Annotated in this window: 19 protein-coding genes and 1 tRNA gene; 7 read left to right on the forward strand and 13 right to left on the reverse strand. The window is 67.8% G+C overall.

Annotated features, from left to right (window positions below):
- Window positions 1-34 precede the first annotated feature (34 nt).
- From QSJ19_RS01630 to aceE, 6 genes are all read right to left on the reverse strand, one after another.
- Window positions 35-1,486 (reverse strand): acyl-CoA carboxylase subunit beta, encoded by a 1,452-nt coding sequence (locus tag QSJ19_RS01630; RefSeq protein ID WP_286317953.1) that lies wholly within the window; start codon window positions 1,484-1,486, stop codon window positions 35-37.
- A gap of 27 nt (window positions 1,487-1,513) precedes the next feature.
- Window positions 1,514-2,785, reverse strand: a complete 1,272-nt coding sequence (locus QSJ19_RS01635) for a KasA/KasB family beta-ketoacyl-ACP synthase (protein WP_187583184.1) — start codon at window positions 2,783-2,785, stop codon at window positions 1,514-1,516.
- On the reverse strand, window positions 2,782-3,087 hold the full coding sequence (gene acpM, locus QSJ19_RS01640; RefSeq protein WP_286317954.1) for a meromycolate extension acyl carrier protein AcpM: 306 nt from the start codon (window positions 3,085-3,087) through the stop codon (window positions 2,782-2,784). The genes QSJ19_RS01635 and acpM overlap by 4 nt, the downstream gene beginning before the upstream one ends.
- Window positions 3,088-3,215: 128 nt before the next feature.
- Window positions 3,216-4,124: an ACP S-malonyltransferase gene (locus tag QSJ19_RS01645; RefSeq protein ID WP_286317955.1), complete on the reverse strand. Its 909-nt coding sequence runs from the start codon at window positions 4,122-4,124 to the stop codon at window positions 3,216-3,218.
- A 195-nt stretch (window positions 4,125-4,319) separates the two neighbouring features.
- Window positions 4,320-5,591 carry a PucR family transcriptional regulator gene (locus tag QSJ19_RS01650; RefSeq protein ID WP_286317956.1) on the reverse strand — a complete coding sequence of 424 codons (1,272 nt, stop codon included), beginning with the start codon at window positions 5,589-5,591 and terminating at the stop codon, window positions 4,320-4,322.
- Between the two features lie 164 nt (window positions 5,592-5,755).
- Window positions 5,756-8,569 carry a pyruvate dehydrogenase (acetyl-transferring), homodimeric type gene (aceE, locus tag QSJ19_RS01655; RefSeq protein WP_286317957.1) on the reverse strand — a complete coding sequence of 938 codons (2,814 nt, stop codon included), beginning with the start codon at window positions 8,567-8,569 and terminating at the stop codon, window positions 5,756-5,758.
- A gap of 218 nt (window positions 8,570-8,787) precedes the next feature.
- Between aceE and QSJ19_RS01660 the strand changes: the two genes are divergently transcribed.
- From QSJ19_RS01660 to QSJ19_RS01675, 4 genes are all read left to right on the forward strand, one after another.
- A complete protein-coding gene (locus QSJ19_RS01660; protein ID WP_286317958.1) occupies window positions 8,788-9,423 on the forward strand; it encodes an Rv2240c family protein in 636 nt (211 codons plus the stop codon).
- A gap of 110 nt (window positions 9,424-9,533) precedes the next feature.
- A complete protein-coding gene (locus tag QSJ19_RS01665; protein WP_286317959.1) occupies window positions 9,534-9,965 on the forward strand; it encodes a DUF3052 domain-containing protein in 432 nt (143 codons plus the stop codon).
- A complete protein-coding gene (locus tag QSJ19_RS01670) occupies window positions 9,962-10,453 on the forward strand; it encodes a peroxiredoxin (RefSeq protein WP_286317960.1) in 492 nt (163 codons plus the stop codon). Before QSJ19_RS01665 ends, QSJ19_RS01670 begins: the two co-directional genes overlap by 4 nt.
- A gap of 94 nt (window positions 10,454-10,547) precedes the next feature.
- Window positions 10,548-10,622, forward strand: a tRNA-Val gene (locus QSJ19_RS01675).
- Between the two features lie 109 nt (window positions 10,623-10,731).
- Here the strand turns inward: QSJ19_RS01675 and QSJ19_RS01680 are convergent.
- From QSJ19_RS01680 to QSJ19_RS01690, 3 genes are all read right to left on the reverse strand, one after another.
- Entirely contained in the window at window positions 10,732-10,866 is a 135-nt protein-coding gene (locus QSJ19_RS01680) for a hypothetical protein (RefSeq protein WP_286317961.1), read from the reverse strand.
- 36 nt (window positions 10,867-10,902) lie between these two features.
- Window positions 10,903-11,253 (reverse strand): DUF5994 family protein, encoded by a 351-nt coding sequence (locus tag QSJ19_RS01685; protein ID WP_286317962.1) that lies wholly within the window; start codon window positions 11,251-11,253, stop codon window positions 10,903-10,905.
- 178 nt (window positions 11,254-11,431) lie between these two features.
- On the reverse strand, window positions 11,432-11,638 hold the full coding sequence (locus QSJ19_RS01690) for a cold-shock protein (RefSeq protein ID WP_286317963.1): 207 nt from the start codon (window positions 11,636-11,638) through the stop codon (window positions 11,432-11,434).
- Window positions 11,639-11,772: 134 nt separating this feature from the next.
- Here QSJ19_RS01690 and QSJ19_RS01695 point away from each other — a divergent pair, with 134 nt between their 5' ends.
- Entirely contained in the window at window positions 11,773-11,991 is a 219-nt protein-coding gene (locus QSJ19_RS01695; RefSeq protein WP_286317964.1) for a hypothetical protein, read from the forward strand.
- A gap of 16 nt (window positions 11,992-12,007) precedes the next feature.
- On the opposite strand, the gene QSJ19_RS01700 is transcribed toward QSJ19_RS01695, so the two are convergent.
- The 4 genes from QSJ19_RS01700 to QSJ19_RS01715 all read right to left on the reverse strand — a co-directional run bounded on the left by QSJ19_RS01700 (window position 12,008) and on the right by QSJ19_RS01715 (window position 15,759).
- Window positions 12,008-12,793 carry a putative protein N(5)-glutamine methyltransferase gene (locus QSJ19_RS01700; protein WP_286317965.1) on the reverse strand — a complete coding sequence of 262 codons (786 nt, stop codon included), beginning with the start codon at window positions 12,791-12,793 and terminating at the stop codon, window positions 12,008-12,010.
- The gene (locus tag QSJ19_RS01705) at window positions 12,790-13,776 is read right to left on the reverse strand and encodes a helix-turn-helix transcriptional regulator (RefSeq protein WP_286317966.1); all 987 of its coding nucleotides are present in this window, start codon (window positions 13,774-13,776) and stop codon (window positions 12,790-12,792) included. Before QSJ19_RS01705 ends, QSJ19_RS01700 begins: the two co-directional genes overlap by 4 nt.
- Before the next feature lie 67 nt (window positions 13,777-13,843).
- Entirely contained in the window at window positions 13,844-14,722 is an 879-nt protein-coding gene (locus QSJ19_RS01710; RefSeq protein WP_286317967.1) for an aldo/keto reductase, read from the reverse strand.
- A gap of 56 nt (window positions 14,723-14,778) precedes the next feature.
- Window positions 14,779-15,759 (reverse strand): CE1 family esterase, encoded by a 981-nt coding sequence (locus QSJ19_RS01715; RefSeq protein WP_286317968.1) that lies wholly within the window; start codon window positions 15,757-15,759, stop codon window positions 14,779-14,781.
- 229 nt (window positions 15,760-15,988) lie between these two features.
- On the opposite strand from QSJ19_RS01715, the gene QSJ19_RS01720 reads away from it, so the two are divergent.
- Both QSJ19_RS01720 and QSJ19_RS01725 read left to right on the forward strand, forming a co-directional pair.
- Window positions 15,989-17,236: a family 1 glycosylhydrolase gene (locus tag QSJ19_RS01720; protein ID WP_286318148.1), complete on the forward strand. Its 1,248-nt coding sequence runs from the start codon at window positions 15,989-15,991 to the stop codon at window positions 17,234-17,236.
- A 57-nt stretch (window positions 17,237-17,293) separates the two neighbouring features.
- Window positions 17,294-18,109, forward strand: a complete 816-nt coding sequence (locus tag QSJ19_RS01725) for a maleylpyruvate isomerase family mycothiol-dependent enzyme (protein ID WP_286317969.1) — start codon at window positions 17,294-17,296, stop codon at window positions 18,107-18,109.
- Window positions 18,110-18,214 lie beyond the last annotated feature (105 nt).

An 18,214-nucleotide genomic window follows, 5' to 3' on the forward strand; every position in this document is an offset into this window, starting at 1 on the left:
ATGTCGCCCGCGACCGCCCGAAACGGACCGGATGTCAGAGCGGGATGTTCTTGTGGCGGCCACGTCGTGCCGGTGCCGCGGCCAGGGCCTCGGCGATGCGGCTGCGGGTGGTCGCCGGGTCGATGACGTCGTCGACGACACCGATCGACTGTGCCCGCCCGACCCCGCCCGCGATGGCCTCGTGCTCGGCGGCCAGACGGTCGTGCAGCGCCTCGCGCTCGTCGTCTGGCGCGGCGGCCAGGGCCTTCTTGTGGAGAATGCCGACCGCTGCCTTGGCGCCCATGACGGCGACCTCCGAGCCCGGCCACGCGAAGACCGCGGTGGCGCCGAGTGCGCGCGAGTTCATCGCGATGTAGGCGCCGCCGTAGATCTTGCGGGTCACCAGGGTCACCCGGGGGACGGTGCACTCGGCGAAGGCGTGCAGCAGCTTCGCCCCGCGGCGGACCACACCGTTCCACTCCTGGCCCACGCCGGGAAGGTAGCCGGGCACGTCGGTCAGAACGATCAGCGGGACACCGAAGGCGTCGCACAGGCGAACGAAACGAGAGGCCTTCTCGGCGCTCTCGGAGTTCAGGCAGCCACCCATGCGGAGGGGATTGTTGGCGATGACGCCGACGCTGCGACCGGACAGGCGGCCCAACCCGATGACGATGTTCGGCGCCCACTTGGCTTGCAGCTCTTCGAAACTGGAAACCTCGGTCTCGCCGTCGGCGGCGAGCTGGGTGTCGAGCAGCTGCTCGACGACCGGGTGCACGTCGTAGGCGCGACGATTCGATTCCGGCAGCAGGGCCTTGAGATCGGTGTCGCGTGCCTCGGCCTGCTCGCGGTTGAAAGTACCCTGCCGGCTGAACGTCGACACCAGACGCCGTGCGCGCCAGTAGGCGTCGGGTTCGGAGTCGGCGGTGATGTGACTGACGCCGGACTTCTTGCCGTGGGTGAGGGGACCGCCGAGCGACTCCATGTCGACCGACTCCCCGGTGACGCTCTTGACGACGTCGGGACCGGTGACGAACACACGTCCCGCGGGCGCCATGATCACGACATCGGTGAGCGCAGGACCGTAGGCGGCGCCTCCGGCGGCGAAGCCGACGACCACCGAGATCTGCGGTACGTAGCCGGAGGCGCGCACCATCGCCTCGAACACCCCGCCGACCGCGTGGAGGGCTTCGACGCCCTCGGCCAGCCGGGCGCCACCCGAGTGCCAGATGCCCACGACGGGTGCCTGTTCGGTGATGGCGGTGTCGATCGCGTTGACGATGTGAGCACACCCGACCACACCCATGGCACCGCCCATCACGGTGCCATCGGTGCAATAGGAGACGGTCCGGACGCCGTTGACCTGCCCGATGGCGGCCTGCACGCCGGACTTGTCGCGTGCGTGCAGGAGCGACATCGAGCCTTCGTCGAAGAAGTTGGTCAGACGCAGTAGCGGGTCGCGGGGATCCGCGGCTTCCTCATGGCCGGTGATGGGAGCCAATGTGGTCATCGGTGTCTCCTGGGTGTCGGGTGCGGATCAGTAGCGACCGAAGGCGAGCGCAACGTTGTGCCCACCGAATCCGAACGAGTTGTTCAACGCGTAATCGATCTGCCCGTATCGGGCTTCACCATGGACGACGTCGACATCGCATTCGGGATCCTGGTTCTCCAGGTTGAGCGTCGGAGGGATGACACCTTCCTCGACGCTCTTGATGGTGATCACGGACTCCAGCGCCCCGACTGCGCCGATGGAGTGTCCGAGAGCCGACTTGGGTGCATAGACCGCGGCATGTTGCCCGATCGCCGCCGTGATACCCGCAGCTTCCGCCGTGTCGCCGATCGGAGTCGACGTCGCGTGCGCGTTGATGTGGGTGATGTCGGCCTTGGTGAGCCCCGCGGTCTGGATCGCGCGGGTCATGGCGCGGGCGTTGCCCTGGCCACTCGGATCGGGTGCCACCAGATGGAATCCATCGGAGGTGATGCCCGCGCCGAGCACTCGTGCGTGGATGTGCGCGCCGCGTGCCCGGGCGTGCTCCTCGCGCTCGAGGATGAGCATCGCTGCGCCCTCACCGAACACGAAGCCGTCACGATCCTTGTCGAACGGACGCGAGGCACCTGCCGGATCGTCGTTTCGCGTGCTCATCGCCCGCATCATCGAGAACGCCGCGATCGGAATCGCGTCGATGTGGCCCTCGACGCCACCGGTGACGACCATGTCGGCGTCACCCATGACGATGTGGCGCCATGCGTGCGCGATCGCCTCTGCACCCGACGAACACGCCGAGACCGGGGTGATCACACCTGCGCGGGCACCAACGTTGAGGCCGGTCACGGCGGCCGGGCCGTTGGGCATGGCCATCGACACGGCGAGCGGGGAGACCTTGCGGTAGTTGCCCGATGATTCGATCGCCTTGACGGCGTCGACCATCGCGTCGCCGCCGCCCTGACCGGTGCCCAGCACGACAGCCAGTCGGTCGGGATCGACCTCGGGCTCGCCGGCGTGGGCCCACAGGCGCTTGCTCAGGACGTGTGCGATGCGCTCGACGTACGCCATACGGCGTGCCTCGACGCGCGTGACCTCCTCGGCCGGGTCCTTGACCAGCCGGCCGCCGATGCGGCAGGGCAGGTCGCCGAACTTGGTGACGAAGTCGTCGGTCAGTACACGGATGCCCGACTCACCCGCAAGCAGCTTCTTCCAGGTGGTGTCCAGATCTTCGCCCAGCGAGGTGGTGGCCACCATGGAGGTGACCACCACACTCGGGAAGTTCCCACCCAGCGTGGAGTATTCGCGGAGGGAGGGGGAGCTCACGAGTTCTGGTCTGCCTCGACCTGGGCCTTGATGGCGGCAGCAGCTTCGGGGTTCTCGGACTCGAGCTTCTGGATGTAAGCGACGGCGTCGCCGACGGTGCGCAGTCCGGCGAGATCCTCGTCCGGGATCTTCACGCCGTACTTGTCCTCGGTCTGCACGGCGATCTCCACCATCGACAGCGAGTCGATGTCGAGGTCGTCGACGAACGACTTCTCCAACGTCACCTCGGACGGCTCGATGCCGGTCACTTCTTCGATGATCTCGGCGATGCCGGCGATGAGTTGTTCCTGGGTGGCAGCCACTGTGTGGTTCCCTTCTTGTTTTCGCTCGATGTGTGCAATCCGGAGCACCCCTGAACCACGAACATCCCTGGGTGTTTGGACAACCGGTCTGTCCGGTTTCCGGGGGTCACGGCGTCACGCCGTGACCTCTATCCAAGTTCGGTGATGTTGTCGAGGTCGTCGGGCGACTTGAGCGCCAGCGTCGGCGTGCCCTTCAACTCTCGCTTCGAGATGCCGACGAGCGTGCCCGCAGGCGGAAGCTCGACGACGGCAGTGGTGGCCTGTTCGCGCATGTAACCCGAGCACAGGTCCCAACGGACCGGCTTCGTCACCTGTCCCACTAGTTTTGTCAGTGCGTCGGCGCCATTTGTTACAGGCAGGCCGTCGGAGTTCGAGAGCAGGGTCCGGGTGGGCTCGGCGGGAGTGATCTGCGCGGCCGCCGCGGCCACCGCGTCCTGCGCCGGCGCCATGAACCGGGTGTGGAAGGCGCCGGCGACGGCGAGCTTGCGGACGCGGGCCTTCTCCGGCGGATCGGCGATCAAGGCCTCGATGGCCTCGACCTTGCCCGCGGCGACGATCTGGCCGGCCGCGTTGCGGTTGGCCGGGATCAGGTCGAGTTCCTCCAGGCGTGCGAGCACTGCTGCTTCGTCGCCACCGAGCACGGCGGCCATGACCGTGGGTTCGAGTGCACATGCCTTGGCCATCTCCGCGCCGCGGATCGCGGCCAGCGTCACGGCTTCGTCGGCGCTGATGACCCCGGTGATGGCAGCGGCAGCGAGTTCGCCGACCGAGTGCCCGGCGACGATGGCGTCCTCGGGCAGCGGGGTGCGTTTGCTCAGCTCGTCGAAGGCGAGCAGTGCGGACGCGACGACCAGCGGCTGGGTGACCGCCGTGTCGGTGATCTCGTCGGCGGTCGCGGTGGTCCCGAGCCGTTCGAGGTCGAGGCCGACCAGTTTCGACCACGTCGAAAGCTGGTCACGGGCACCGGCGAGTTCCACCCAGGTGGTGAGCATGCCGGGCGTCTGTGAGCCCTGTCCGGGCGCGAGGATCGAAAGCACGTGACCAGAGAACACCGTCTGCGGTGGTTTTGTGGGTGTTGTGACCGATGAACCTTCTGGTGTGCATTTGTAGGGTTCCCACAAACTTGATCGAAGGCGCCCCTGGTTCGTCACCACTCCGAGATGCGTTATGTAAATGTGTCCTCAGGAGGTTGATCAGCACGAACGTGAAAAACTGGCTGTGACTGCTGTTGCTCAAGTGGCGGATGTTTGCGTTTCGTTTTGTAAGTGTGTCAATCGACCCACAGTCGCCGCGACCCTCAGGACGTAGCCGTCGCGAGGGTTAGTTGGGTCACGTCCGGTGATCTCTGCGATCTTCTTTAATCTGTACCGAACTGTATTTGGATGGATATACAGTACGCGCGCGCAACTTTCGACGGACCCTCCCGAGTCCAGGTATGCCTCGAGCGTCGCGTTCAGAGTGGTGCCGCCTTTCGCGAGCGGACGCACCAGGGTCTCGTTGAGCGCGGCCATCGCCGCGGTGTCACCGTTGAGTGCCCGTTCCGGCAGGAGCTCCAGGCTGTGCACCGGGCGCGGGGCGCTGGGCCAGCCGACGACGGCGGCGATACCCGCCATGGCCTCGTTCGAGCTGGTGTGCGCGCTGCCGAGGTTGGGCATCGTCGGGCCGATGACCACCGGCCCCTCGGCGAAGTGTTTGAGCAACTCGGTGACGAAGCGCTCGGACGTGCGGATCGGCCCGCTGACGATCGCGACGAGGAACTTTCCCTGGACGACCGACAACGCGGACCGGTCGTACTGTTTGGCCGTGTTGTGGATGGCCAGGGGAACCGACACGTTCTGCTCGGGCGGCGGGGCGCCGACGATGATGGTCGCCGGGGCATCTGAATCCCAGTTCAACGCGGCCGCGCGGGACAGCAGCTGCGGTCCGGTGTCCCCGCGGACGACGGCGTCGACGACCAGTGCTTCGAGGCGCGAGTCCCAGGCTCCGCGGGATTCTGCCGCGGAGGCGTAGATCGAGGCGGCCGCGAATCCGATCTCGCGTCCGTACCGTAGGACGGACTCGGTCAGCGCCCGGAGTTGCGCATCGTTGCGCGCCAGCAGCGGTAGCCACTTCTCGAAGAACTCCATGGCCACGCGGACCATCTCGACGGTCTGCAGCAGGGTGATCCGCCGTGCCAGATCCTGGGGGACAACCTGGAACGCCTGCACGGTGAACTTCACGTTGCCCTCGGGATCCTGAATCCACTCGACGAAGTTCACCACCGCCGTCTGGACCACCAGTTGAACACTGGCGCGCTGGGCGGCATCGAGATCCCCGAAGTAGGGCAACTGGTCCTGCATGGAGTGGACGGCCTCGGTGGCCAGTCGACCGCTGTACTGCTTCACGCGACGCAGGAGGGTGTCCGGCAGTGCGTCGTGCACGGTCGCCGGCGCGGGGACGTGGGCCCCACGCTCACCGAACACGTCGGCCGTCGGTGGCTCCTGGTTCACGCCGGCGTCGGTCACCATCTCAATGTAGTCTCGTCCGCCGGCATCGGGTCATGCCCGCGTCGAGCCCACGACGAACCGTGGCCGTTCTCCGCGAGGTGCGCCGAACGGCCACGGTTCGTGCTCATGGTCGGTCGCGTCGGGTGTGCGTGGCCCGAGCGACCGCGCTCACCCGTGTGCGATCACGCGACGCCCGGGTCGCCGGTCGGCTCGGGCGCGGCTGCGACATCGGTGATCTGATACTTCTCCGCGGCCTCGGCGGCAACGGTGGTCGGGATGTGGCCATCGCGGGCCAGCGCCACCAGGACCCCGACGACGATCGACTCCGCGTCGACGTTGAAGTACCGGCGGGCGGCCGGCCGGGTGTCGGAGAACCCGAAGCCGTCGGTGCCCAGCGTCAGGTAGGTGCCCGGCACGTACGCCCGGATCTGCTCCTGTACGCCCCGCATGTAGTCGCTGACAGCCACCACCGGTCCGGGCACATCGGCGAGCACCTCGGTCAGATACGGCCGCGGGTGATCGGCGGCCGGCTCACGGACCGAATCGCGGTCGGCGCGGATACCGTCACGGGCGAGTTCGCTCCACGAGGTCACCGAGTACACGTTCGCGCCGACATCCCACTCGTCCGCGAGCAGCTCGGCGGCCCGCAGTGCGTCGGGCATGGTCACGCCCGACACCAGGATGTTCGCCGGGAACTTCTTGTCCGACGGTGCCTCGGTGAAACGGTAGATGCCCTTCAGCACCCCCGCGACGTCGAGGTTCTCGGGTTCGGCCGGCTGGCTGATCGGCTCGTTGTAGACGGTGAGGTAGTAGTAGATGTTCTCCGGCTCCTCGCCGTACATCCGCTCGAGGCCGTCGGCGATGATGTGCCCGAGTTCGAATGCGAATGCCGGGTCATAGGCGGCTACCGCGGGATTGGTCGCCGCGAGTAGCGGCGACTGGCCGTCGGCGTGCTGGAGGCCCTCACCGGTCAGGGTGGTGCGGCCCGCGGTCGCGCCGATCACGAATCCACGCGCCATCTGGTCGGCGGCGGCCCAGAAGCTGTCGCCGGTGCGCTGGAAGCCGAACATCGAGTAGAAGATGTACAGCGGGATCATCGGCTCGTCGTGGGTGGAGTATGACGTGCCGACCGCGGTGAACGACGCGGCCGAACCCGCCTCGTTGATGCCCTCGTGCAGGATCTGGCCCTCGCTGCTCTCCTTGTAGGCGAGCATGAGCTCCGCGTCGACGGACGTGTAGAGCTGTCCGTTGCGGTTGTAGATCTTGAGCGTCGGGAACCACGAGTCCATGCCGAAGGTGCGGGCCTCGTCGGGGATGATCGGCACGATTCGCTTGCCGATCTCCTTGTCGCGCAACAGATCCTTGAAGATGCGCACGAGTGCCATGGTGGTGGCGACCTGCTGTTTGCCGGACCCCTTGGCGGTGGTCTTGAGTGCCTTGCTGACATCGGGGCGCAGGACCTTGGACTTCGTGCGTCGCGCGGGCAGGAACCCGCCGAGCGACTTGCGTCGATCGAGCATGTACCGGATCTCGGGCGCATCCGGTCCCGGGTGGTAGTACGGCGGCACGTAGGGGTTCTCCTCGAGCTGCGCGTCGCTGATCGGGATGCGGGTGCTGTCGCGAAAGGCCTTGAGGTCGTCGAGGGTCAGCTTCTTCATCTGGTGGGTCGCGTTGCGTCCCTCGAAGTGTTTGCCCAGCGTGTAGCCCTTGATGGTGTGCGCCAGGATGACGGTCGGCTGTCCTTTGTGCGCCATGGCCGCGGCGTAGGCGGCGTGGATCTTGCGGTAGTCGTGACCGCCGCGCTTGAGATTCCAGATCTCGGCGTCGGAGAGGTCCTTGACCAGTTCCTTTGTTCGCGGGTCACGATTGAAGAAGTGTTCGCGGACGAACGCCCCGTCATTGGCCTTGTAGGTCTGGAAGTCGCCGTCGGGGGTGGTGTTCATCAGGTTCACGAGTGCGCCGTCGCGGTCGGCGTGCAACAGGGAGTCCCACTCGCGGCCCCAGATCACCTTGATGACGTTCCAGCCGGCGCCGCGGAAGAACGACTCGAGCTCCTGGATGATCTTGCCGTTGCCGCGGACGGGGCCGTCGAGACGCTGCAGGTTGCAGTTGATGACGAAAGTGAGGTTGTCGAGGCCCTCGGTGGCCGCGAAGCTCGCGAATCCGCGTGACTCCGGCTCGTCCATCTCACCGTCGCCGAGGAATGCCCACACGTGCTGATCCGACGTGTCGCTGATCCCGCGATCGTGCAGGTAGTGATTGAACCGCGCCTGGTAGATGGCGTTCATCGGGCCTAGGCCCATCGACACCGTGGGGAACTGCCAGAACTCGGGCATCAGACGCGGGTGCGGATAGGACGGTAGGCCGCCACCCTCGCCGGCATGGCTGTGCTCCTGACGGAAGCCGTCCATACGCTTCTCGTCGATGCGTCCCTCGAGGAATGCGCGGGCGTAGATGCCCGGCGACGCGTGGCCCTGGATGAAGATCTGATCGCCGCCGCCGGCGTGGTCGGTGCCGCGGAAGAAGTGGTTGAAACCGACCTCGTAGAGCGCCGCCGACGACGCGTAGGTCGAGATGTGCCCGCCGACGCCGACACCGGGGCGCTGGGCGCGATGCACCATGATCGCGGCATTCCAGCGGATGAACGCACGGAAGCGGCGCTCGACCTCTTCGTCGCCGGGGAACCAGGGTTCGTTCTCGGTCGGGATGGTGTTCACGTAGTCGGTGGAGGTCAGCGACGGGATCGCGACGCGCTTCTCACCGGCCCGCTCCAGCAGCCGGAGCATCAGATACCGGGCACGCCCGGGACCTGCATGAGCGAGGAGTTTGTCGAAGGACTCGAGCCACTCGCCGGTCTCGTCGGGGTCGATGTCGGGCAGGTACGACGCCACGCCCTCCCGGATGACGCGGACGCGGTTGCGATCACTGCCGGCGGCGCCCGACGGTCCGGAACCGTTGCCCCCGGATGTGGTCGTGTGCTCTGCCTGTTCGGTCACTGTTATGCCTACTCCCTCGGTCGGCCGGGTGCACGGTGGTGTCCGGCGTGCGATGACTCGGGCGTCGCTCCCATGATGTCGGGACAGCGACGTCCCCCTCTCATCGTGCCCCATGTCACTTGGGTTGGCACCGGGTGGGCGAGCTTGCTGCCACCCGCTCCGACCTGCGGTAGCGTTTCGGTGTTTGTTACTCGTGGGTCAGGAGGACGATGCGAGGCATGAGGCGGAATCGGGCCGACGATCGCCCTAGCAGGTGGGGCCGTACGGCCGGCCTGTGCGCGCTGCTGGCGGTGGCCGCCCTCGCCTCCGGGTGTGCGACCTCGGTCAACGGTTCCGGGTCGGCGATCCCGGGTCAGGTCGCCATCTATCGGGCCGAATTGTCCGAGTCGGCGGCGTCCTCGGTCCGTGCCGACGGCATCGAGCTGTGTCGTGAGGCCATGTCGTCGATGGTCGTGATGGTCCGCGGCTACAACGCGTTCATCCGGAAACTCAGCGAGGTCCACGACTACGCCGGTGTCGGTGATCTGGACGACAGGGCACGCGCGAGCCTCATCGCGGGGGCCGACCTGATCCGCAAACGGATCGAGTCGTCGACGCCGGTGGACGTCGCGGCATCGACGAACCGGTTCCTGGACTCCACCGGACGCCTCGACGCCGCGATCGGCAAGCGTGAACTCGCTGGTCTCAATCCCATTGCCGCACAATGGACCCGGGACAAGCAGGCGGTGCTGAACGCTTGCGTCGGCTATCTACCGGTCCCGCCGACCGCGGGTGCGTCGCCCGTTCCGGGACCGGGCGGTTCGGGGTCCGCTCCGGCGCCGTCCTCGTCGTCGGTGCCGTCGCCGACGCCCTGACGTCGACGTCGCGCGACGCGCCGGTCCCAAATGCCCCTGTTCGGGTTGCATCCTGAGCATCTAGGCTGTTCCCTAAGCTGACAGTCGAATTCATTGGGAGGTCGCACGCGGTGGTAGCCGCCACAGAGTCCGGTAACGCTGGGGACAGCCACGCCGACAAGCTCGGTTTCACGTCCGGCATGGTCGTCCAGGAACTGGGCTGGGACGAGGACACCGACGACGACCTTCGGGTCGACATCGAGGACACCATCGGTGGGGAGATGGTCGACGAGGACGCTGACGACGTCATCGACGTCGTCGTGCTGTGGTGGCGCGACGGTGACGGCGACCTGGTGGACGCATTGATGGATGCGATCGCCCCGCTCGCCGACGACGGGTACGTCTGGGTCTTCTCACCGAAGACAGGCACCGACGGCCACGTCGATCCCAGCGAGATCGCCGAGTCGGCACCCACCGCAGGTCTCACCCAGACCAATGTCGTCAGTCTCGGGGGCTGGTCCGGATCTCGGCTGGTGCAGCCGAAGTCCCGCAAACGCGCATGAGCGCGGACTCCACCGAACGGCCGACATCACCGCTGGCCGTGGGTGACGTGGCGCCCGACTTCGAGCTCCGCGACCAGAACAACCAGCGTGTGTCGATGTCGGGCCTGCGCGCCGACGGGCAGGTGCTGCTGGTGTTCTTCCCGCTCGCCTTCACCGGGACGTGTCAGGGCGAACTCGGATACATCCGCGACCACCAGCCGCAGTTCATCCGGGACGGGCTCCGGACGGTCGCGTTGTCGGTGGGGCCGCCCCCGACTCACAAGGTGTGGTCGTCGGCGCAGGGATTCCTGTTCCCGATCCTGTCGGACTTCTGGCCGCACGGGGCCGTCGCCCGCGACTACGGGGTGTTCAACGACGCCAGCGGTTACGCCAACCGGGCGACGTTCCTCGTCGACCCCGACGGGATCATCCGCTTTTCCGACATGCTCGGGCCGGGCGAGGCGCGCGACTCGACCCTGTGGGAGAAGGCTCTGCTCACGGCGAACTGAGATCGCCCGGGGGCGGGAACCGTTCTGGTTTGGGCATCGGGCCGTCACCGATTACATTCATGACTTGGTGTCCGGCGGCGACGTCCGCCGGCTCGCGCGTATAGCTCAGCGGTAGAGCTCTGGTCTTACACACCAGCGGTCAGGGGTTCGAATCCCTTTGCGCGCACCACCGAAGCCGACGTTGTTGTCAGATCGATGGTCCGATCCATGGCAATGGTCCGCGCTCAGCGCGGACCATTGCCACGAAACGTGCGGGAGCCCGAATTCCGAGAAAGCGCTCAGCGTGCGGCGGGTTCGCCTGTCGAATCCTCGGCGTCCGAGAACACGAGCTGCGTGATGGGTTGCGCGGGATCGGGATTGGACCGCTGATCGTCGTCGACGTGTGCGTGTGAGAAGAGTGTCGGGTATTCCATGATTCTCCTGTGGTCGGGTCGCGCGGTGATCCGGGCTCAGATGGCCTCGGCCACGCGGTGGACACGGGTGCGGTTGACTGTGGGCATCCTGGTCGCCAGTTCGATCGAGCGGTGCCGCCCACCGAGGGTGATGCTCGCCCACCGGACGCGCCAGAATCCGTCTATGCGGATTCGGCGCCCGCGGATCACCGGCTGGGCGTCGTGCACGCCCCAGTCGTTGATGCGGTAGGCCACCCGTTCGAGACTGCCGATGTGAGGTGCAAGGTACGGGATCAGTTCGTGCAGTCCGGACTCGAGGTCGGTGGTCGTCGGGGGCCGGACGCCCTGCACGAGGCCGAACGGGGTGTGGAAGTCACGCAGCCGCAGCGGCGGGAGAGTGCGCGTCATGCTGACGCTCCATACTGGACGTCCGACGGGCGGACGCGGATCGCGCCGCCGGTGATGCTCGTGGCACCGTGACGGACGTGATCCAGCCTACACGCGATCGGGGGCAGCCAGCGTAGGCCACGCGCAGCAAAAAGCCCCGGCGCCGTTTCCGGTGCCGGGGCTTCGCAGGCGAAGACTGTTAGAGCACAGTCACATTGGTGGCCTGAAGTCCTTTTGCGCCCTGCTCGACGTCGAACTCGACGCGCTGAGCTTCCTCGAGGTTGCGGAATCCGCTCCCCGTGATCGCGCTGAAGTGAACGAAGACGTCGCCGGTGCGATCGTCATCGGGGGCGATGAAGCCGAAGCCCTTTTCGCCGTTGAACCATTTGACGGTTCCTTGTGCCATACTGCCGTACTTCTTCCTATCGGAGGAGGGCCATAGTCGACCCCCACACAACCACTGTCCCACACTTTCGGTCGAACTCCGCAATCGTGGTTCGCGCACGGCCCACTCGGGGGGTCGTCGCGTACGATCCGGGCATGACACAGACCCCTGTCCCGGCGAAGTTCGAAGACGCCTTCGCCGCCGTCGATGTGCACTTCACGTTCGACGGCATCGCCGAGGAATCGGGTGTGTCCGTCGCCGACGCCACCAGTGCCCTGACCGGCACCGATACGGACGGAGCGACCGTGCAGCGCATTGCCGACGCATTGTGCATGGTGCCGGCGGCGCTGACCGAACTCATCGTCGCGCACTAGCGGCCCCGCCGAACGGTCAGGTCGGCCGGCGGCCGACGGTGACGGTGGCCTGCAGTTCGTCGGACTCGTGAATCGCCGTGGACAGGCCGGCCGCCGACAGCGCCTCGGCAGTCAGGTCGGCCTGGTCGGTGCTGGTCTCGACGAGCACGCAGCCGCCCGGTCGGAGCCACGCGCCGACCTCGGCACCCACCCGGCGGTGGATCTGCACCCCGTCGACGCCCCCGTCCAGGCTGTGCGACGGTTCGTGGTCGCGGGCCTCCGGCGCCATGAACGCGATCCGGGCGGTCGGGACGTAAGGTGCGTTCACCACCACGATGTCAACCCCTCCGTGGAGTCGGTGGGGCAGTGGGTCGAACAGGTCGCCGCACCAGGTGTGTCCGCCCACGGCGGCCACGTTACGGGCGGCGCACGCCACCGCCGCCGGATCGATATCGCAGGCATGCAGCTCGACGCCTGACACGGCGGTCGCCACCGCGAGACCGATAGCGCCTGTCCCACAACAGAGATCGAGCACGACGGCACCGGGCTCGGCGATCGTGATCGCCCGACGGGCCAGGAACACCGTCCGTTGCCGCGGCACGAAAACCCCGGGATCGACCTCCACGCGGAGACCGTCGAAGAGGGTCCAGCCGAGCACCACCTCGAGGGGTTTCCCGGACACGCGACGGCGCAGCAGTACCGCGAGCGACGCGTCGTCGGCGGCCTGCCCGATCAGCAGGTCGGCCTCTTCCTCGGCGAAGACGCACCCGGCGGCTCGAAGCGCCTCGACGGTGCGGCGGACGACGTCGGGTCCGCTCCTCATCGGCCGCCCGCATCGCCGACGGCGCGCCGGTATCGGGCCGCCAGATCGTCGTGATAGGCGGCCACGGCCCGGCACTCGTCGATCAACTCGGGTGGGTCGAGGATCGAGAAGTCGGCATCGAACGCCCGCAACCAGCGCGCGATGCTGACGAGCGAGGTGCTGAACAGCACGAGTTCGCACCCTTTCTCGTCGCCCGCTTCGATCGCGCCCCACGCGTCGTCGACCATTTCCGCGACGACATCGATGGGTGCGTGAATCCGGACGCGCGCCGACGCCCGCCGATAGACGGCGCCCAGACTGCGGGTGAGGTAACCGGTGGCGCCGCCCTCGGGCAGAGGCCGCGGGGTGAACCGGGGGCCGGTCGGCGTCTTCGGTTCCATGCGGTCGACACGGAAGGAGCGCCAGTCCTCACGCGCCAGGTCCCAGCCGACCAGATACCAGCGCAGGCCGCTCCGGACCAGGCGGTAGGGCTCGACCTCCCGCCGGCTCTGCGCGCCGTCGCCGCGGCGATAGTCGAAGCGCAGGCGCTCCGTGCGGTGACAGGCGGTGGCGATCTCGGTCAGCACCGCGCCCGACACGGGCGAGCGCGACTCCCGAGGCACGGCCTCCATCGTCAGGGCGTCGAGCCGGTGGCGCAGCCGCGACGGCATCACCTGGCGGAGCTTGGTCAACGCGCCCGCCGAGGCCTCGGCCATGTCGGCCACCGATCCGGTGGTGATCTCGTTGAGGCCCAGCGCCACCGCGAGCACCTCGTGATCGTCGAGCAGCAGCGGGGGCATCTCGGCGCCGGCGCCGAGACGGTAGCCGCCACCGACTCCGACGGTCGCGTCCACCGGATAGCCCAGCTCACGGAGCTTGTCGATGTCCCGGCGGACCGTCCGGGTGGTGATGTCGAGCCGGTCGGCGAGCTCGGACCCCGACCATTCGCGCCGCGTCTGCAGCAAGGTCAGCAGGGCGAGCAGTCGGGCCGACGTTTCCAGCATGGGCACCATCCTGCCGCCTTTTGCGGACAGACGGTGTCCTCGATGAGCGGCGGAGTCCGGACCCGGATCAGTCCGGTGCGCCCAGATTCAGCTCATCGGGGTGCCCGCCGATGCGGGCGCCGGTGTCGAGGGTCGCGATCGCGTCCATGTCGGCGGCATTGAGTTCGAAGTCGAGCACATCGATGTTCTGGGCGATCCGATCGTCGTGGACGGATTTCGGGATCACGATCACCCCGTTCTGCAGATGCCACCGGATCATCACCTGCGCGGTCGAGCGACTGTGCCGCTCGGCGATCCCGGTCAGTGTCGGATCGGTGAGCAGGGTGTTCGGCGACGAATCGGCACCCCATCCCGAACCGCTTCCGCCGAGTGGACTCCACGCCTCGACGGCGATGCCGCGTTCGCCGCAGAACTCCCGTAGTTCGCGTTGGGCCAGTCGTGGATGCAATTCGATCTGGTCGACCGCGGGAGGCTGCCCGGTCGCGTCGACGATCGCGGCGAGGTGATGGGGTTCGAAGTTGGACACGCCAATCGACGTCGCTTTGCCGGAGGCCTGTATCTCGATCATCGTCTGCCAGGTCTCGATCATCCGGTCGGTGTCCTGCAGCGGCCAATGGATCAGATACAGGTCGACGTGGTCGAGTCCGAGGCGCTCGAGGCTCGCGTCGATCGCGGCGAGGGTGCGGGCGCGACCGTGGTCGGCGTTCCACAGCTTCGTCGTCACGAAGATCTCGGAGCGATCGACTCCCGACGCGGCGATCCCGCGCCCGACGGCCGCTTCGTTGCCGTATGCGGCCGCGGTGTCGATGTGTCGGTAGCCCGCGGTCCCGATGGCGAAGCGGACGGCACGTTCGGTGTCCTCGTCGTCCGCCTGCCAGACGCCGAGGCCGAGTTGGGGGATCAGCGACCCCGTGGCGAGCTCGATGGTCGGGAGATCAGTACTCATGCCCCCAGGCTAGTTCGCCGGGCCTCGCGGGCGACGGTGCCACGCGCCGCCGTCTGTCAGGTCGACGCGTGCGGTGACGATGCGAAGAACTGCCACAACAGGCGGGTGGCCGAGATGGTGTCGCTCGCCTCGCCCTCGGCGAAATTACCCGCCGAACCGGGCCATCGGTGGGTCCCGCCGCGGAGCCGGAAGTGCACGATCTGACGGCCTGCGCTCGCGCAGACCGGCCATGAGACACGGTCGACGACGGAGTTGACCGGCACCGTGACCGGAACGTCGCCACATCCGGCTCGAGAGGTCCACGTGCGCAGCCACTGCGCCGACGACAGGTACCGAGCGCCGAATCGGACGCCGCCGTCGTAGTGGATGACGCCGTCTGCGGTGCCGTGGAAGTCGACCAGGGAGACCGATCGTGCCCCGCATCCCGAGAGGGACTCGGTGTACACCGCCGCGCTGATCGTCGCGTAGGCCGAGAACTCCGACGGCATGCGGCAGGCGAGCATCGCGACGAGTCCCGCGCCGTTGGAACGCCCCACGGCATAGGTGCGGTTGCGGTCGACGCACGCGCTCGTCCGCACCGACCGCAGGATCGCACGGGTGAACGCGATGTCGTCGGCGCGGGACGAAGAGTAGGGGGCGCCCTGCCAGGCGAAGGCCTTGTCCGGGCCACGCAGACCGTCGGGGTAGACCACGATCGCGGGCAGCGACGACAGGCCGGTGTAGCTCTCGAAGGTCGTACCGCGCTCGGCGCGCCCGTGGTAGGCGAGCACCAGCGGGACCCGCTCGCGCCCGGTGTAGGTGGCCGGGATGTGCATCCGGTACGTCCGTTCCACTCCGCGCACGTCCACCGAGCGCGTGAGCGCCGTGCCTGCGGGCAGCATCGGGCAGGCGGCGACCGGATGTGCGCCGAGCGGTGCGGCCGTCGCGGTGGGTTCGCCGACGCCGGCGAGGCCGGTCGCGCCGACGGTCACGGCGCCGATGAACGCGATCACGGCGATGATGGTGCGGCGCAGTCGCGGCCGGGAGTCCTCGAGCACCGCATCAGAGTAGTCGGAGCCGTTGCGGTGTGGGACGTGAGATCACCCGACCGCCCACATCGCGGTGGCGGAGCGGTCCATCTGACATCCTGGGCGCGTGCTCTTCGCCGACATGCCAGCGGGTGGCCGGGCCCGCTCGGGGGCCCCCGCGTGCGATGCCCCACCGGAGACCGCCGACGTGAGGTCCGTGCTGCGCGCGGCAGTTGTCCTGATCCTCACCGTCGTCGCCATGGTGCCGGCGGCGCGCGCCGAGGCGGAGACCGGGGCACCGTCCGCGCTCCCGCGCGACTTCCTCTGGGGGGTGTCGTCGTCGGGGTTCCAGAGCGAGGGGTCCTCCCCGGACAGCAACTGGGGCCGCTACTCCGCATCCGGGCGGGCACACGACCGGATCGGGACGTCGGTGGACTTCCGACACCGTTATCGCGAGGACATCGCCCGCGCCGCTCGGCTCGGCGTGTCGGTGTACCGGGTGAGTGTCGAATGGGCGCGGATCGAGCCGCGCCCGGGGGTCGTCAACCGGCCCGAGCTCGCCTACTACGACTCGATGATCGCCGCGATCGTGGCCGCCGGGATGCGCCCGATGATCACGCTGGATCACTGGGTGTACCCCGGCTGGGTGGCGACGCGCGGAGGCTGGGCAAACCCGTCGACGCCGACGTGGTGGCTGCGCAACGCGCGTCGGGTCGTCGACCGCTACGCCCACGTCCATCCACTGTGGATCACGGTCAACGAGCCGGCGTACTACGTGGTGCAGGAGATCCGGACCGGAGGTCTGTCGCCGACGGCGGCGCAGGCGATGCTGGATCGACTGGTCGCGGTGCACCGCAGCATCTATGACCACATCCATCGCCGCGACCGGACCGCGATGGTGTCGTCGAACGCGGCCTATGTCCCGACCGTCGCCGCGGCGATCGACACGCAGTTCACCGATCGCGTCGCGGACAAGGTGGACTACGTCGGTATCGATTACTACTACTCGATCTCGGTCACGAACACCGACGCGTGGCATGCGGCGACCGACGAGTCGTGGCTCGCGCCGGTGTCGGCCGACGGTCTGTACTACGCGTTGCGGGACTACTCCCGGCGTTATCCGGGGAAGCCGGTCTACGTCGTAGAGTCGGGTATGTCGACTCCTCGCGGCGCACCCCGCCCCGACGGATATCGGCGCGGCGATCATCTCCGCGACCTCGTGTACTGGGTACAGCGCGCCCGCGGCGACGGTGTCGACGTGATCGGCTACAACTATTGGAGCCTCACCGACAACTACGAATGGGGAAGCTACACACCCAGATTCGGTCTGTACACCGTGAACGTCGGCAGTGATGCGACGCTGACCCGGCGGCCTACCGACGCCGTCGCGGCCTACCGCGGGATCACGGCGGCCAACGGCGTCGGGCCCGGCTACCGCCCGACCCGGCCCGCGCAGTTCTGCTCGTTGGTGAACGCTCCGTCGAGCTGTTCGGAACCCGTCCGCTGACCTCTCGGTTCGCACACAGTCCGGCGCGGCGCGAGCCGACCACGAAGGAGACCCTTCGTGCCCACGACCATCCTGCCGATCGACACCGTCGTCCCCGCCCTCACCGACGAATGGACAGTGCTCGACGAACTGGTGACCTCGCTGACCGACGAGCAGTGGCACACGGCATCGGTGGTGCCCGGCTGGTCCGTCGCCGACATCATCGCGCATGTCATCCACGAGAGCATGCTCGCCGGACGCGACGTCGACACCGCCGCAGACGTGTCGTCCCTCGACCACGTCCGCAACCCCATCGGCGAGTTCAGCGAACACTGGATAGAACATTTCCGCGGCTCCTCCTGGGCCGAGGTGATGGCCGCTCTGCGTGAGATCGTGGACGTCCGTGCCAAATCGTTGCGGTCGATGACGCACGCCGACTTCGACGCCGAGACGACCACCCCCGCCGGGTCCGGACACCTACGGCCGGTTCATGCGCATCCGGGTGTTCGATTGTTGGATCCACGAGATCGTTGGATCCACGAGATCGACATCCGGGACAGCACCGACGGATCGACGCCGTCACACCCCGGGGCGGCGGAGATCGCGCTGTCCGAGATCGCCGCGTCCCTGCCGTTCGTGATCGGCAAGAAGGCGCACCCCGGAGGGCACGTCGGTGCTGCTGCGGATCGGCGGCGTCGCCGCGCGCGACATCCGGATCGTCGTCGAGGAGCGCCCCGGGAGGTCGCCGAGCCGCCCGGCGGTGATGACTCGGCCGACGTCGTCCTCACCATGGACGTGGGCGGACGGACCAGCGCCGAACCGTCCCGCGTCGTCGTCGACGGCGAGGAGGCCATCGGCCGCGCGCTCGTCGAGAATCTCGCCCACGTCATCTGAGGGCCGCACCGGCACACCGCGATCTGTCGGGGAACGGGTGTGCGACGGTTCCTTCGGTGGCGGCATCGATCGCTTCACCAACGACAAGCGTTCGTCGTCCGATCG

It is taken from the genome of Gordonia sp. ABSL11-1, from assembly GCF_030315685.1.
In the GTDB taxonomy this organism is placed as follows: Bacteria; Actinomycetota; Actinomycetes; order Mycobacteriales; family Mycobacteriaceae; genus Gordonia.

Coding starts and splice junctions, on each gene's coding strand:
- QSJ19_RS01710 (WP_286317967.1), bottom strand. CDS start 14,722: ATGAGTACTGATCTCCCGACCATCGAGCTCGCCACGGGGTCGCTGATC.
- QSJ19_RS01705 (WP_286317966.1), bottom strand. CDS start 13,776: ATGCTGGAAACGTCGGCCCGACTGCTCGCCCTGCTGACCTTGCTGCAG.
- QSJ19_RS01680 (WP_286317961.1), bottom strand. CDS start 10,866: ATGGAATACCCGACACTCTTCTCACACGCACACGTCGACGACGATCAG.
- QSJ19_RS01700 (WP_286317965.1), bottom strand. CDS start 12,793: ATGAGGAGCGGACCCGACGTCGTCCGCCGCACCGTCGAGGCGCTTCGA.
- QSJ19_RS01670 (WP_286317960.1), top strand. CDS start 9,962: ATGAGCGCGGACTCCACCGAACGGCCGACATCACCGCTGGCCGTGGGT.
- QSJ19_RS01690 (WP_286317963.1), bottom strand. CDS start 11,638: ATGGCACAAGGAACCGTCAAATGGTTCAACGGCGAAAAGGGCTTCGGC.
- QSJ19_RS01660 (WP_286317958.1), top strand. CDS start 8,788: ATGAGGCGGAATCGGGCCGACGATCGCCCTAGCAGGTGGGGCCGTACG.
- QSJ19_RS01630 (WP_286317953.1), bottom strand. CDS start 1,486: ATGACCACATTGGCTCCCATCACCGGCCATGAGGAAGCCGCGGATCCC.
- QSJ19_RS01685 (WP_286317962.1), bottom strand. CDS start 11,253: ATGACGCGCACTCTCCCGCCGCTGCGGCTGCGTGACTTCCACACCCCG.
- QSJ19_RS01695 (WP_286317964.1), top strand. CDS start 11,773: ATGACACAGACCCCTGTCCCGGCGAAGTTCGAAGACGCCTTCGCCGCC.
- QSJ19_RS01720 (WP_286318148.1), top strand. CDS start 15,989: ATGGTGCCGGCGGCGCGCGCCGAGGCGGAGACCGGGGCACCGTCCGCG.